This window comes from Slackia heliotrinireducens DSM 20476 (assembly GCF_000023885.1).
GTDB lineage: Bacteria > Actinomycetota > Coriobacteriia > Coriobacteriales > Eggerthellaceae > Slackia > Slackia heliotrinireducens.
Genome location: NC_013165.1, coordinates 2,651,565 through 2,664,170, shown reverse-complemented (window position 1 = coordinate 2,664,170; position 12,606 = coordinate 2,651,565). Strand labels below are relative to the sequence as shown.

The 12,606-nt window shown below is 60.9% G+C and carries 13 protein-coding genes and 1 riboswitch; of the genes, 7 read left to right on the top strand and 6 right to left on the bottom strand.

Annotation, left to right across the window (positions count from 1 at the left end):
* Nucleotides 1-5 precede the first annotated feature (5 nt).
* A complete protein-coding gene (locus SHEL_RS11810; protein ID WP_012799513.1) occupies nucleotides 6-569 on the bottom strand; it encodes an ECF transporter S component in 564 nt (187 codons plus the stop codon).
* Between the two features lie 115 nt (nucleotides 570-684).
* Nucleotides 685-823: riboswitch (FMN riboswitch) on the bottom strand.
* 202 nt (nucleotides 824-1,025) lie between these two features.
* Entirely contained in the window at nucleotides 1,026-2,033 is a 1,008-nt protein-coding gene (gene asnA, locus SHEL_RS11805) for an aspartate--ammonia ligase (RefSeq protein ID WP_012799512.1), read from the bottom strand.
* A 183-nt stretch (nucleotides 2,034-2,216) separates the two neighbouring features.
* Here asnA and SHEL_RS11800 point away from each other — a divergent pair, with 183 nt between their 5' ends.
* Nucleotides 2,217-3,377 (top strand): DUF3810 domain-containing protein, encoded by a 1,161-nt coding sequence (locus tag SHEL_RS11800; RefSeq protein ID WP_041422584.1) that lies wholly within the window; start codon nucleotides 2,217-2,219, stop codon nucleotides 3,375-3,377.
* Nucleotides 3,378-3,381: 4 nt separating this feature from the next.
* Here SHEL_RS11800 and SHEL_RS14575 read toward each other — a convergent pair whose 3' ends face one another.
* On the bottom strand, nucleotides 3,382-4,080 hold the full coding sequence (locus tag SHEL_RS14575) for an SGNH/GDSL hydrolase family protein (protein ID WP_012799510.1): 699 nt from the start codon (nucleotides 4,078-4,080) through the stop codon (nucleotides 3,382-3,384).
* Between the two features lie 24 nt (nucleotides 4,081-4,104).
* Nucleotides 4,105-4,815 (bottom strand): 4'-phosphopantetheinyl transferase superfamily protein, encoded by a 711-nt coding sequence (locus SHEL_RS11790; protein WP_012799509.1) that lies wholly within the window; start codon nucleotides 4,813-4,815, stop codon nucleotides 4,105-4,107.
* A 159-nt stretch (nucleotides 4,816-4,974) separates the two neighbouring features.
* Here SHEL_RS11790 and hypB point away from each other — a divergent pair, with 159 nt between their 5' ends.
* The gene (gene hypB, locus SHEL_RS11785) at nucleotides 4,975-5,667 is read left to right on the top strand and encodes a hydrogenase nickel incorporation protein HypB (protein WP_012799508.1); all 693 of its coding nucleotides are present in this window, start codon (nucleotides 4,975-4,977) and stop codon (nucleotides 5,665-5,667) included.
* Between the two features lie 45 nt (nucleotides 5,668-5,712).
* On the opposite strand, the gene SHEL_RS11780 is transcribed toward hypB, so the two are convergent.
* The gene (locus SHEL_RS11780) at nucleotides 5,713-6,558 is read right to left on the bottom strand and encodes an alpha/beta hydrolase (protein ID WP_012799507.1); all 846 of its coding nucleotides are present in this window, start codon (nucleotides 6,556-6,558) and stop codon (nucleotides 5,713-5,715) included.
* A gap of 176 nt (nucleotides 6,559-6,734) precedes the next feature.
* Here SHEL_RS11780 and SHEL_RS11775 point away from each other — a divergent pair, with 176 nt between their 5' ends.
* Nucleotides 6,735-6,950, top strand: a complete 216-nt coding sequence (locus tag SHEL_RS11775) for a hypothetical protein (RefSeq protein ID WP_012799506.1) — start codon at nucleotides 6,735-6,737, stop codon at nucleotides 6,948-6,950.
* Nucleotides 6,951-6,985: 35 nt separating this feature from the next.
* Here the strand turns inward: SHEL_RS11775 and SHEL_RS11770 are convergent, their stop codons facing one another.
* Nucleotides 6,986-8,179 (bottom strand): Mbeg1-like protein, encoded by a 1,194-nt coding sequence (locus SHEL_RS11770; RefSeq protein ID WP_012799505.1) that lies wholly within the window; start codon nucleotides 8,177-8,179, stop codon nucleotides 6,986-6,988.
* A 181-nt stretch (nucleotides 8,180-8,360) separates the two neighbouring features.
* Between SHEL_RS11770 and SHEL_RS11765 the strand changes: the two genes are divergently transcribed.
* The 4 genes from SHEL_RS11765 to SHEL_RS11750 all read left to right on the top strand — a co-directional run bounded on the left by SHEL_RS11765 (nucleotide 8,361) and on the right by SHEL_RS11750 (nucleotide 12,482).
* Nucleotides 8,361-9,731 (top strand): MFS transporter, encoded by a 1,371-nt coding sequence (locus SHEL_RS11765; RefSeq protein WP_012799504.1) that lies wholly within the window; start codon nucleotides 8,361-8,363, stop codon nucleotides 9,729-9,731.
* A gap of 244 nt (nucleotides 9,732-9,975) precedes the next feature.
* On the top strand, nucleotides 9,976-10,533 hold the full coding sequence (locus tag SHEL_RS11760; RefSeq protein ID WP_232001601.1) for a GTP pyrophosphokinase: 558 nt from the start codon (nucleotides 9,976-9,978) through the stop codon (nucleotides 10,531-10,533).
* 33 nt (nucleotides 10,534-10,566) lie between these two features.
* On the top strand, nucleotides 10,567-11,247 hold the full coding sequence (locus SHEL_RS11755) for a response regulator transcription factor (protein ID WP_012799502.1): 681 nt from the start codon (nucleotides 10,567-10,569) through the stop codon (nucleotides 11,245-11,247).
* On the top strand, nucleotides 11,244-12,482 hold the full coding sequence (locus tag SHEL_RS11750) for a sensor histidine kinase (protein WP_012799501.1): 1,239 nt from the start codon (nucleotides 11,244-11,246) through the stop codon (nucleotides 12,480-12,482). The genes SHEL_RS11755 and SHEL_RS11750 overlap by 4 nt, the downstream gene beginning before the upstream one ends.
* Nucleotides 12,483-12,606: the final 124 nt, after the last annotated feature.

Below are 12,606 nucleotides of genomic sequence, written 5' to 3'. Positions count from 1 at the left end.
TTGGCCTAGCGGCCGCTCACCTGGTCTTTCTGCGGGGTGATGAGGTTGGAGATGCTCTTGTAGACCACCATGGTCAGAACGGAGTTCGCGACGCCCTTGACCACGTTGAAGGCCGCGATCCAGCCGGCAAGGCCCAGGACCACATCGGCAGGAACGCCGTACAGCGGGTCGATGAGGACGTTGGCGGGAACGGAAACGATGGACTGGACGAGTGTGGCCACGACCAACGCGATGACGGCGCCCTTGAAGGTGTGGTTCTTCTTGTAGATGAAGGCAGCGGGTACCACGAATGCGAGCACCATGACGATGTTCATGAGGGCGCCCACCCAGTTGCCGGAAATCATGCCGTGGGCCACGGCGGTGATGGCTCCGACGACGAAGCCTGCCAGCGGTCCGTAGGCGAAGCCCGCCACGGCGCAGGGCGTGAAGGACACGTCCAGCTTCAGGAAGGGAACGGCGGCGAAAATGGGGAATTCCAAAAAGCTCAGCAGGATGGCGATGGCTGCAAGCAGCGCCATGGTGACGAGGGTGCGGGTATCCCACTTGTTGGTGTTTGTCATGGTCGGCATAACGAGTCCTTTCTTTCACCCAAGGCAACGATGCTCCTGACGGCCGTTCCTTGGAGCACGGTCGTCGGCATGAATCCGTTTGCATAGGTTACACAGGCTCGCCGCAGATGCGGGGCTTCTGCTTCTTCCATCCGGACTGTACCGTTGGTCTGGGAATCTAACCCAAGTCAGCCCGAAGCCGCAGCCTCGGGGTCGCGGACTTGCCATGCAGGTTTACCGCCAGTGGGGACTTCCACCCCGCCCTGAAACAGAATTCAATGGGGCAAGTATACGCTTGCGTGGGGCAAGCGTAAAGGCCGCACTGGCGTTTCGAACGGACGATGCATAGGGAGATGTCCGCATAATGGGCGTTTTCCATAACCATGCGGCGAAATGCCCGCGGGCACAATGCAGCGGCGGCCGCAGGAAGGGTCCCTGCGGCCGCCGCGAGCGGTTGCGGTATGGGGAAGCGATGCGTTACAGCAGATGGATGTTGTGGCTTTCGCACGCGTCGATCATGTCCTGGGGCCAGATGCTGGCCTGGACCTCGCCCACGTGCACGCGGCCCAACAGCAGCATGCACAGACGCGACTGGCCGATGCCGCCGCCCATGGTGTAGGGGAGCTCCTTCTCCAGGATCATGCGGTGGAACGGCATGTTCGCACGCTCCTCGCAGCCGGCCTTCTTGAGCTGTTCGAGCAGCGAATCCTCGTCGACGCGGATGCCCATGCTGGAGATTTCCAGCGAGCGGCCCAGCGGTTCGTACCACATGAGGATGTCGCCGTTGAGGTGCCAGTCGTCGTAGTCGGGGGCGCGGCCGTCATGCTTTTCGCCGTTGGAGAGCGTGTCGCCGATGCCCATGACGAACACGCAGCCCAGCTTCTTGCAGATGGCGTCTTCGCGCTGCCCGGGGGTCATGTCGGGATACATCTGCAGGAGCTCTTCGGAGGAGATGAAGTGGATCTCGTCGGGCAGATGGTGGACGGCATGGGGGTACTTGTACCAGACCTCATGCTCCATGTGCTTGATGATGCGGAAGATGTCCTTGGCGGCCTGGCGCAGCGTTTCCTCGGTGCGCTCCTCCTTGGAGATGACGCGTTCCCAGTCCCATTGGTCCACGTAGATGGAGTGCAGGTTGTCCAGCTCCTCGTCGCGGCGGATGGCGTTCATGTTGGTGTAGATGCCTTCGTGGGGCAGGTAGCCGTACTTCTTGAGAGCCATGCGCTTCCACTTGGCCAGAGACTGCACGACTTCCACCGGCTCGTCGGGGGCCCAGGGCACGTCGAAGCTTACGGGGCGCTCCACGCCGTTGAGGTTGTCGTTCAAGCCGGTGTTCTGGAATACGTACAGCGGCGCAGACACGCGCGAAAGGCGCATTTCGCGACCGTATTCACGCTGGAACGTGTCGCGGATGTATTTGATGGCTTCTTCCGTCTCGCGGGCGGACATTTTGGGGTCGTACCCCTCTGGTAGGATCAGGGTCATGGTTGGTACTGCTCTTTCTCGTTCATCGGAAAACGTTGGTAGCGATTGTACCCTTGATAGGTAGGTTCGTGTCGGTAAACGGGATTTGTCACACGCTGTTAACGCAACCTTGTTGGTTGTGCATGGCCCCGGCCGTGGCTTTTCTGGGGCTGGCACAGCCGCAGAAACCATGCGGAAACCCTGATGGGAAACGTGCGGGCGGAAGGTTCGCGTACAATTGCCGCCATGGACGGAAAAAGGGACAACGCAACCATCGAGCGCTTCGCCGTAGCGGCGGTGCTGGCGGCCGCATGCCTTGCGATTCGCTTTGCCGCCGGGCGCTTTCCTGAATTGTTCTTTCCCGCCTACCGTGGTTTTTCGAAAGGGCTGATGGGGATCCTTTCGACGGTCACAGGCGTGGCCCCCGTCGCCTTGTGGGACTTCCTGGTCGTGGCGCTGGCGGCGGTGGCTTTTGCTGCGTTGGCGCTGCGTGTGCGGGGCGGGAAGCGAATCATGCCTTGGATTTCAGCGGTCGCCCTTGCGGTTTCGGTTGCGGCGACGCTGTTCGTGGGCGGATGGGCGCTCAACCACTACGCGCCGCCCCTGTCCGACGAGCTGGGGCTTAAGACTCACGAAAGCTCTGCCGAGCAGTTGGCCGAGGCAACGCGGTATTACCTTAACCAGGCGGCGCAGCTAGCGCCCCAGGTGCCGCGGACTGGAGAAGGACACCTTGCCGACCAGGACTTTTACGAGCTCGGAGCCATCGCCGGTGCGGCGTACGGCCCGCTGGAGGGCCGCTACGACGTGTTTTCGGACGGGTCCCATGCTCCGGTGAAGGCGCTGCTGCTGTGGGGCGAGCCGCATCTCTATTTAGGATACGTGGGCATATTTATGCCCGTCACGGGTGAATCAAGCGTTGCCTACAACTGCGCGAACGCGGACCGTCCCTTCACCATGTGCCACGAGGCGGCCCATCGGCTGGGCATCGCCAGCGAAGAAGAGGCCAACTTCGCCGCGTTTCTGGCCTGCGATGCCAGCGACGACGTACGCTTCAGATACTCAGGCTATTACAACGCTTTCTCATATTGTTACAGCGCGCTGTACCGGGCCGACCCCGAGCTTGCGGGCCAGCTGTTGGAGGACGCGATGGATGGCGAAAACGCCCTGGGCGTGGCGTTGGTGCTGACCGATTCGTCGGACACGCGTGCCCATTACGACGCCTATGAGGGGTCGCTGGAGGATGTGGGCGACGCCGTCAACAACACGTACCTGCGGGGCTTTGGTGAAGAAGCCGGCGTGCAGTCCTACGGCATCGTCGTGGACTATCTGATTGCATGGTATGAACAGGACGCTTCTCAAGCGTGACAAGCTACGCTTGGTTTTCCATCCGGTCGATCCAAAGACGGGCCATGGTCGCGTGTCCAGCGGACGTGGGGTGCAGGCCGTCGATGGTCTCGTAAGTCAGATGCGAGGCGGCCAGGTCGATAAGGTGCACGGAGTCGGGGCGGGCATGCGCCACCTGGCGGATGACGTCGTTGTATTCTGCCAGCGCCACGCCCGAAGCGTTCTTCGTAGGGAACCGCCAGCCTGGGAACATCCAGGTGGGGGAGTCGGGAATGTGGCCGCGCATCAACGTGGCGCAGTACATCTGCGTGTCCGGGTATGCGGCAAGCACGTTGTCGACCATGGCGGCATAGGCCCCGTCGAAACAGGTCGTATCCGGCACATGCGCAGACGCGCCCTGCGATAACGGAACGCAGCTGAAGTAATCGTTGATGCCGAAATACACGAGCACCGCATCGGGGCAAACGCCGTGTGCGTCGAGCCCCTGCGAGCGTTCGGGGCAGCAGCCTGCGGGAAAGCCCCGCCCCGCCACAAGGGACCCCGAAAAGGACTCGTTGACCAGCAGCTCGCCTCCGACGTGGTCGATCACCTGTCCCCACCAGGTATCGTGGACGGTGTCCAGATGGTTCGCCTTGAGCCGGGTTGTGTAATAGTACACGGCATTGGCTGGCGGGTTGTACCCTTCGAAGGTGGATATGGAGTCCCCGAGCACGGATACGTTCACGGCTTGTCTTTCCTCCCGCATGCTCTAGCGAAGCGCCAGCGCGAAGGTGAGCACGGCGCCGGGCAGCGGATCGTGGAGCACTTCGATACGGGATATGCCTAACTTGTCGCAGGCTGTTTGGGCCCGGCCCGTTCGGGCGGTGCCCCGCTCCAGGCCCGGTTCGGTCATTTCGAAATCGCGGACCTCGAAGAACAACTCCTCATCGTGGGTTTCGTACCAGGTGCGCAGGACGCGGGCCGTGCGCTTGAACGCGGCCTCCTTGGCGGAAAACGCCGCCGCGTATCCCGATATGAAATCATCTGGGCAGATGGTCTTCGCAATCTCCCTTTCTCTGTCGTTGAGCAGCAGCTTGACGAGCCGGTCGTCGGACGGGCCGCCCTCGAAGTCTTCGGTGGATGCCAGATCGGCGCCCAGCCCCAACACAGGGCTGGCTTCATCCGCGATTGCCCAGGCATACAGGCATACCCCGTTGTCATCGGTAAAGCTCACGAGCATTCTGGGAACTTCCGTCCCGTCTTCCAACATGGGGAAGGGGGCCTTGCGCTCATCGTGGCCGATGGCGTAGGGCGGCAGCTGTTCGCCTACGGTGAGAAGCTCTTTCTTGTCGACGTCCTGCCAGCGTTTGCCGCAGCCCAGGGTGATGCCCCAGGAGATTATGCCGCGGTTGGCGAAAGCGCGCCGTGCCAGATTGGCGGCTGCGGCTTCCACATCGTGTATGTCGAGCGGTTTTCGCATGAACAGGATTCTACCAAAGGCGTTTCGGCATGGCGCCTTTGGGGCGAGACAATTGCAGCGGATTGTCCATTCATGGTGGACTTCTGCGGTGCATGCGCTAGACTGCTCAACGAGTGCTACAATCTTTGCAGTTCATAACAACAAGGAACGGGAGGTCTCATGAAGGAGACGCGAGTCATAGAGATCAAGCAGTCCATTCTGGCTGAGAACACGAGCCAGGCCGACGACTTCCGCGCGGAGCGCATTGCGGAAGGCACCTATTTCGTCGATGTGATGGCAAGCCCTGGAGCTGGAAAGACCACCATTCTTCTGGCGCTAATCAAACAGCTTCGCGAAGATGCCGCAGCCGCCGGCGAGCCCGAGCCGAAGCTGGCGGTCATCGAGGCCGACCTGGAAAGCGACGTTGACGCCCTCAAGATTAAAGAAGCCGGCGTCCAGAGCGTGGAGCTCAATACGAAGGGCGTGTGCCATGTGGAGATGAACATGGTGCGCAAGGCCTACGCGGCCTTCGGCGGCGAGCATTACGACTACATGTTCCTGGAGAACATCGGCAACCTGGTGTGCCCCGCGGAGTTCGACACGGGCGCACACCTGCGCGTCATGCTGCTCTCCGTTCCCGAAGGATGGGACAAGGTCATGAAGTATCCGCCCATGTTCGCCGTAGCGGATGCCCTTATCGTGACCAAGTGCGACTACCTGCCGCTCAACCCGGATTTCGACATGGAGGCCCTCAAGACCCAGGCCCGCGTGCTGCATCCGGATATGCCGATCTTCGTGACAAGCGCGCGTACGGGCGAAGGCATGCCTGAGTTGGCCGCATGGTTCCGCGAGAAACGGGCAGAGGTCATCTAGCCTGTTCAGATAGCAATGGGGCGGCCGTCGAGCCGCCCTTTTCCGTTATTGCACGGTTTCGTCTGCAAAGCAGTGCGCTTGCGCGTAGGAGAACCGTTCGAGAAACGCTGCGATGGCCTTGGCCGATTCCGGACCGCTCGGATTCAGCATGTCGAAGGCGTGCATGTCGGTGTCGTAGGTGTCGACCTGGGCCGAAACGCCGGCGGCCCGGAAGTTTTCTACGTAGGCAAGGGTCTCCGCGTAGAAAGGCTCGCCTTTCCCGACGAAGGTATAGGCGGGCGGCAAGCCCTCGTAACGGGTCTGCCGTCCCGGCGCCGCGTAGGGCGAGACCTGGTCATGGGCGTGGCTGCGGAGGTAAAGCCGCCAACCCAGATGGTTGCGGCGGGTGTTCCATACGCGGCCGTGGTTGTCGCGGGACGTTTCCGTGTCGAAGTTGTCCATCATGGGGTAGAGGGGCATGTGGAACGCAACGGGGATGACGCCCCGGTCCCGGGCCATCATGCAGACCGCCGCGCACAGGCCTCCGCCGGCGCTTTCGCCACCCACCATAATCTGGTCGCGGCGGACGCCCAGCTCATCGGCGTGTTCGTACAGGTACGCCAGGGCAGTATAGCAGTCGTCGACGGCTGCGGGATAGGGATGCAGCAGCGCCATGCGGTACCCGGGGGACACCACCACCGCTCCGAACCGCTTCACAAGGTCCACCGCCCGTGACATGTGGACCATCTCCTTCATGCCCAAGAAATAGCCTCCGCCATGGATCCATAACACGCCCGTGGCTTTTCGGGCGCCTTGCATCGGCGACAGCACAAGGGCGGGAATGGTCCTGCCATCTGCGGATATGGCGACGGTACGCGCCTGGATGTCTTTGTCGGGCTTCAGCGGGAACATGGGGTTGCTTGGCTCTTCCGGTCGTGGGCTGCTTCGCTTGTGCAAGGCCATAGTAGCAAAAGTATGAACCGCCACATCGGGGGAGGGGTCGGCCTTTCCGCATGGTTGTTGCGCAATGCGGCCGCTTCCCGATCCGCATAATGTCGTCACGACATCGAGACGAGGAGGTGGTTGCCGTGAGAAAGCCCGGACTGGGCCTGACCGCATGGACGGAATACAACGTCCATCTGCGTGCCGGCTCCAAATCCCGCAATAAGCGCAACGGGATGAAGCGCGATTATTGGAAGATGTTTCGCGCCCAGACGCGGGAGCTCAACCGCAAGGAGCTTCGCGACTTCGAAGAGCACGGTTACTACGATGAAGGAGCCGACGACGAATCCGACGGCGAATGACGAGTCGGCGGAGGCCCCGTCCCGTTCCAAACGGTTTATAGACCGAGCAGCTTATCCAGCTTGGCCTGGGTGCTGTTGAATTTCGCGGTCAGATCGTCCACCTTGTCCACGGCGGCGTTGGCGCGCTCGCTAGGCGTCTGCGGATTGGCGGGTGCCGGTCCCAGCAGTATGGTTGCGGCCAAATCTTCTAGGGAATTCTTGAAAAATGCCTGGTCGTCTGCGGGCAATCCGTCAAGCCGCTGGAAAACCAGATCGAGCGAGTTGGTGGCAAGGCTTTGCAGAAGGCCCGAGGCGGTGGGCTCGCCCGTGGCTCGCACCAGTTTGAACAGCAGCTCGACGAGCCGCTCCCGGTCAGAGGCCGACAGGCTTTCCATCCATCCGTTGATGCGCTTGCCCATGCGGTAGGCGTCGTAGGAAAGCGCCCTGACGGTTGCGAAGTCGTCGCCTTCGACGGTCCAGCTGAAAGGCGAATGCTGCAGGATGCTCATGTTTGTGGACTGCACGATGGTCGCTTCGACGTCGGGCGTGCTCCACAGAAGACCGACCAGCGATTCTTCCGGCATGGTGCGGTCGATGAGCCCCACGGTGTCGTTCCAGAACGACAGTGCGACGGCCTGCTTGCTTAACCCCGGGGCGTCGAAGGCGAAGACACGCTCGATGCGCAGGCGGGTCAGCGGATCGCAGAACGCCGCGCCGTACATCGCCAGGTTGCCGCCCTTGGAATGTCCGCCCAGCCACAAAGAGCACTTCAGCGCGTTGCCGATGCGTTCCACATAGGCCTTGGCCTCCTCCTGCGAGGGCACGGTGTCGCGGAAGGCCATGTTGAAGTTCTCTTTCCAGCCCACCAGCGTGTTGTCGGTTCCGCGGAACGCGAGGAACGCACCTTGGGGCAGCAGGAACGTGAGGGCCGAGAACTGCTTTTCGGCCGTACGGGACCATTCGTCGGCGGCGCGGCATACCGTCACGGAGCCGAAGCGGGAGCTTGCGGCGCAGGCCTTGAGCAGCGCCTCGGAGTTCTTCGAGTCGTATGCGGGGGCGCAGAACCCCAGCAGGTCGGCGCGATTGCCCAGCTCAGCGATGGTGATGCCTTCGTCGGTCAAGGATTTCGGCTCGTCTTCGGGGATGTGCAGGTTCGCAAGCCACGAGAACACCAGGCCGTCCAGTCTGTTGATAGGCTTGGTTTCGAAACCGTCCACGGTGCTGCGGATGTAGTCGACGATGCTGGCCATGAGCTGCTCCTTCGTACGTCGGAGAGTTTCGGTGTTGTCCGTATTGTAGCAACCCCGACGGGCATATGGGTCGTGTGTGGTCGGTTTGTTAAACATGGGTATTGCGGCTGCGTGGGTGCTGCTGGTTTGGCAATATGCGTAGACGAAGGATTGGCGCGTATTCAGTGGGGATTCAATCATCGTGGAACAACGGAAATTCGGCCGCATAGCTGCGGTCTATCTGGCGGGGCTGCTGATTGGCGGCTTGTATGTGGGACTTATCGCCCCGTTGCGCACCGTCATCCAGGCCGATTTGGGGTTTGGCAGCTCGATGGGCATCTGGATGGTGAACATCTACACTCTGTTCTACGCGGCTCTCATCCCCGTTTCCGGCAAGCTCGCCGACATACACGGGCGCAAGAAGGTGTTCTCCGTCTGCTTGCTGGTGTTTGCCGCAGGTGCGCTTTTGTGCGGATTGTCGCAGGTAGCGGGCTCGTTTGTCCTGCTGCTGGTCGGGCGTGTGATTCAAGCGGCGGGCGCCGGAGGCATCATTCCTGTTGCAACGGCGGAAATGGGCGTGTCCGCTCCCGAAGAGAAGCGGGGCATGTGGCTCGGCATGGCGGCGGCGGTTTCGGGCATTTCGAACGTGCTCGGTGCCGCAGTCGGGAGCCTGGTCGTAGCGGCGGTGGGCTTGGACTCCTGGGGCTGGGCCTTCTTCATGTGCGTGCCGGTGTGCGCGCTGTTGGAGGCGGGGGCGGTGCTGTGGCTTCCCGACAACGATCGGCAGGTCCGCGGCAGGTTGGACATCCCCGGTTCGATTCTGCTGGTGGCGTTTCTGGTGCTGCTGCTCCTGGGCTTGACGGGACTCGACTTTTTTGCACTGAAAGAGAGTCTCGGCCGTCCATCTACCTGGGTGCCCCTGGCGACCGCCTTGGTGCTGGGCGTCGCGTTCGTTCTGGTTGAGCGCTCGGTTTTCTATCCCATGTTCCATCTGGAGTACTTTACGGACAGAAACATCGCGTTGCTCATGGCCGCGTCGTTTTTCGTGGGGTGCGTCATCATCAGCATGGTGCTTATTCCCGAATTCGCCGAAGCGGCGCTTGGCGCCGAGACGGGTTCGGGTGGCTATTACATGGCCATTCTCGGCGTTTTCGCGGTGGTGGGGCCGCCTATGGGTGGCAAGATTATCGACAAGCACGGTGCAAAACCGGTATTCATCGGCGGTTCGTTGGTGAGTGCAGCGGGGTACGCGTTCCTGGCGCTGTTCGTGACGGCGCATCCGAGCGTTGCGGCTATGGTTTTCGGTCTTGCGCTGGTGGGTCTGGGTATGGGCTTTACCATGGGTACGCCTTTGAACTACCTCATGTTGCATGCCGTTCCTGAAGGCGAGAGCTCGTCGGCCATCGCCACGATGAGTCTGATCCGCCAAATCGGCACCACTGTTGCGCCTGCCGTTTTCGTCGGGTTCGTTTCCGCAGGTGCAGGGCTGAGCGGCTATGCGGGCATGCTGCTGGCCGTGGCGGCTTCAGCCTGCATCGCCATGCTGCTGGTAGCGCTGATCCAAGAAAAATAACGGCTGACATCCGGCTCGTTCGGTTGTGATGGCGCTCCACGGGTTTGGCAACGATACGTTGACCGCCTGAAGGTGATCGGGCTGCTGTGATAGGATGAATCCGCCACATGTGCATCAACCGACAGGAGCTGCTTTGGTGCAAACCGAAATTCGCGATTCCATTTACGGCGATAATCTCGAAGTCATGGAAGCCTTGCGTCAGGAAATAGTAACTTCAATAAAAACCCTAGGTCAGAGCTTGGAGATGGAATCGGGCCTCAGTCCGGTCGACCATTGCGTGTCGCGCATCAAGTCCGAAGAGTCCATGCGCGAGAAATGCCGCCGCCGTGGCCTTCCGGAAACCGCCGCATCGGCGCTTTTGACTATTCACGACGCCATCGGCGTGCGGGTGGTCTGTGCATTTCCGAGCGACGTGTATCTGGTGAGGGATCATTTGCGGGACCTACCCGGATTCGAGATCTTCGAGGAGAAGGACTACATCCGCGAGGCAAAGTCCAACGGCTACCGCAGCCTGCACCTTATCCTTCGAACGAACGACGGACGAGCGCCTGCCGGCTGTGCCTTGCTGACTCCGGGAACGCCCCGCGCAGGCGGCTTCTTCGTCGAGGTCCAGCTGCGGACCATCTCGATGGAGTCTTGGGCGGCCCTCGAACACCAGATGAAATACAAGAAGGAGCCCTCCGCCAAAGAGAGGCTCATCGTGGCCGAGCTCAAACGCTGTGCTGACGAGCTGGCCTCGACCGACCTGTCCATGCAGGCGATTCGGGACCTGATTTTGGAAGACCGCAACGCCGCGCGGTAACGCACACGGCGCCTTGCATACGAAAGGAAGCATATGTCTTCGAGAGTCCTTTACGCTGAAGATACCCGCGATTTGAATCGAGCGGTAAGCGCTGTGTTGAAGCACCAGGGCTTCGATGTGACCTCGTGTTTTGACGGGGTGGAAGCGTCAAAGGCGCTTGCCAGCAGCAGGTATGACGTGGTGGTTCTTGACATCATGATGCCGAACAGAAGCGGCCTCGACGTTTTGAAGGACATGCGTGCAGAAGGCGATGTGACGCCGGTTCTCCTGCTGACGGCCAAAACCGAGGTCGACGACCGAGTGGCTGGTCTTGAGGCCGGCGCTGACGACTACCTGTCAAAGCCCTTCGCCATGAAGGAGCTGGTGGCGCGCATTAAATCGCTGGACAGGCGAAACACCGATTACGGCGTTGGCAACCTGTCGTTCGGCAATGTCCGTCTGAATGCGGAGACGTTCGAGCTGGCGGCCTGCAACAGCGTGCGTCTCTCGCATCAGGAATTCGAGCTCATGCGCACGCTTATTCTGAATACCGACCGCGACCTGTCTGCGGACTTTTTGCTGGGTCGAGTATGGGGCGCCGCAGATGATGCGGATGCTGCCACGGTCGACCTGTACATTCGCTATCTCGGCAGCAAGCTGCAGGGCATCCAATCCAATGTCATGGTGAAGTCCAGCGAGGCCGGATATCGGTTGGTGGAAGGCGACCTGCAATGACGCCCGAATCCATTTCCAAGCTCCGCCGCACCTTCATCGCCATCTTCATGGTAAGCTTTTTCATCGTCATCTGCTTCATGGGGACCATGTCTTACGTGGCAGCCTTGACGTCGACCATGCAGCAGGCCGAGCGCACCTTGGATGTGATCATCGAGGCGGGCGGCGTGGCGCCAAAGGTAGAAAGCATCGATGATGCCCCCTATCAGCAGGAAGCGCTCGAAGGGTTGCGCTATTTCGCGGTGTTCTTCGACGCCGACGGCAACGTGAGGGACGTGGACCTGACCCACGTGGCTTCCATCGATTGGGATGCGGCAGTCCAGATGGCCGACGAGGCATCCAGCCCCAACGAGCTGGCCGGCCTCTCCCAGAAGAACGGCTATGTCTACAAGGAGGGAGCAACGCCTGACGGGGGCTCTATCGTGGTGTTTTTGGACTACTCGTACCAGCTGGCCATCGCCCACAACACGGGAGTCAACACCGTCCTGGTGAGCATTATCGCGCTTTTGGCAACGTTCGTCTGCGTCGTCGTGCTGTCCGGATGGGCCATCCAGCCCGAAGTGGAAAACGCCCGCCGTCAGCAGAAGTTCATGACCAATGCAAGCCATGAGCTGAAGACGCCTATTTCGGTCATTCGTGCGAACACCGAGGTGACCGAGATGATTTCCGGAGAAACCGAATGGACCCAGTCCACGTTGCGCCAGGTGGACCGGCTTGATGGCATGGTCCGGGACCTGATGACCATCGCCCGCGGCGCCGAACGCGAGATCAGCGAAGGCGATATTTCGGAAATCGATGCCACAAAGGTGGTCGGCGAGTCGGTGGAGTCGTTCCGCGCGCTGGCCTCGACCCGCGGCGTCATGCTGGAATCCAACCTCGACGAGCATGTGAGCGTCGTCGGCACGGCGGCATCGCTGGAACAGCTTACGTGCCTTTTGCTGGACAATTCCGTCAAATACTGCGACCCGCTGGGTACCATCAGCGTGCGCCTGATTCCTCAGCGCGTCGGCCGCGGCTGCACGCTCATGGTCTCCAACACCTACGCCGATGGCGCCGACGTCGACTACAAACGCTTCTTCGACAGGTTCTACCGCGAAGACGAATCCCATGAGAACCAGCAGGGGTACGGCATCGGCCTGTCGGTTGCCGAAAGCATCTGCACCCGATACCGCGGCTCCATTAAGGTCGGTTGGAAATCCGGCTCAATCACATTCACCTGTGTGCTCCGCGGCATGTAGAACCCGTGGTTCAGGTATGACCGATGGCTGGATTTCGCTGACCTAAAACCCGAATTCCATCGAACGCCAGATTCGGTGCGTGTATCCTTCTGCAACGTCTTGATGAAGAGGGGAGCGCCAGTGG

Excerpts from the sequence above, each read along its gene's own strand:
- SHEL_RS11810 (WP_012799513.1), bottom strand. The coding sequence starts at position 569 with ATGCCGACCATGACAAACACCAACAAGTGGGATACCCGCACCCTCGTC.
- asnA (WP_012799512.1), bottom strand. The coding sequence starts at position 2,033 with ATGACCCTGATCCTACCAGAGGGGTACGACCCCAAAATGTCCGCCCGC.
- SHEL_RS11800 (WP_041422584.1), top strand. The coding sequence starts at position 2,217 with ATGGGAAACGTGCGGGCGGAAGGTTCGCGTACAATTGCCGCCATGGAC.
- SHEL_RS11790 (WP_012799509.1), bottom strand. The coding sequence starts at position 4,815 with ATGCGAAAACCGCTCGACATACACGATGTGGAAGCCGCAGCCGCCAAT.
- hypB (WP_012799508.1), top strand. The coding sequence starts at position 4,975 with ATGAAGGAGACGCGAGTCATAGAGATCAAGCAGTCCATTCTGGCTGAG.
- SHEL_RS11780 (WP_012799507.1), bottom strand. The coding sequence starts at position 6,558 with ATGTTCCCGCTGAAGCCCGACAAAGACATCCAGGCGCGTACCGTCGCC.
- SHEL_RS11770 (WP_012799505.1), bottom strand. The coding sequence starts at position 8,179 with ATGGCCAGCATCGTCGACTACATCCGCAGCACCGTGGACGGTTTCGAA.
- SHEL_RS11760 (WP_232001601.1), top strand. The coding sequence starts at position 9,976 with ATGGAATCGGGCCTCAGTCCGGTCGACCATTGCGTGTCGCGCATCAAG.
- SHEL_RS11755 (WP_012799502.1), top strand. The coding sequence starts at position 10,567 with ATGTCTTCGAGAGTCCTTTACGCTGAAGATACCCGCGATTTGAATCGA.
- SHEL_RS11750 (WP_012799501.1), top strand. The coding sequence starts at position 11,244 with ATGACGCCCGAATCCATTTCCAAGCTCCGCCGCACCTTCATCGCCATC.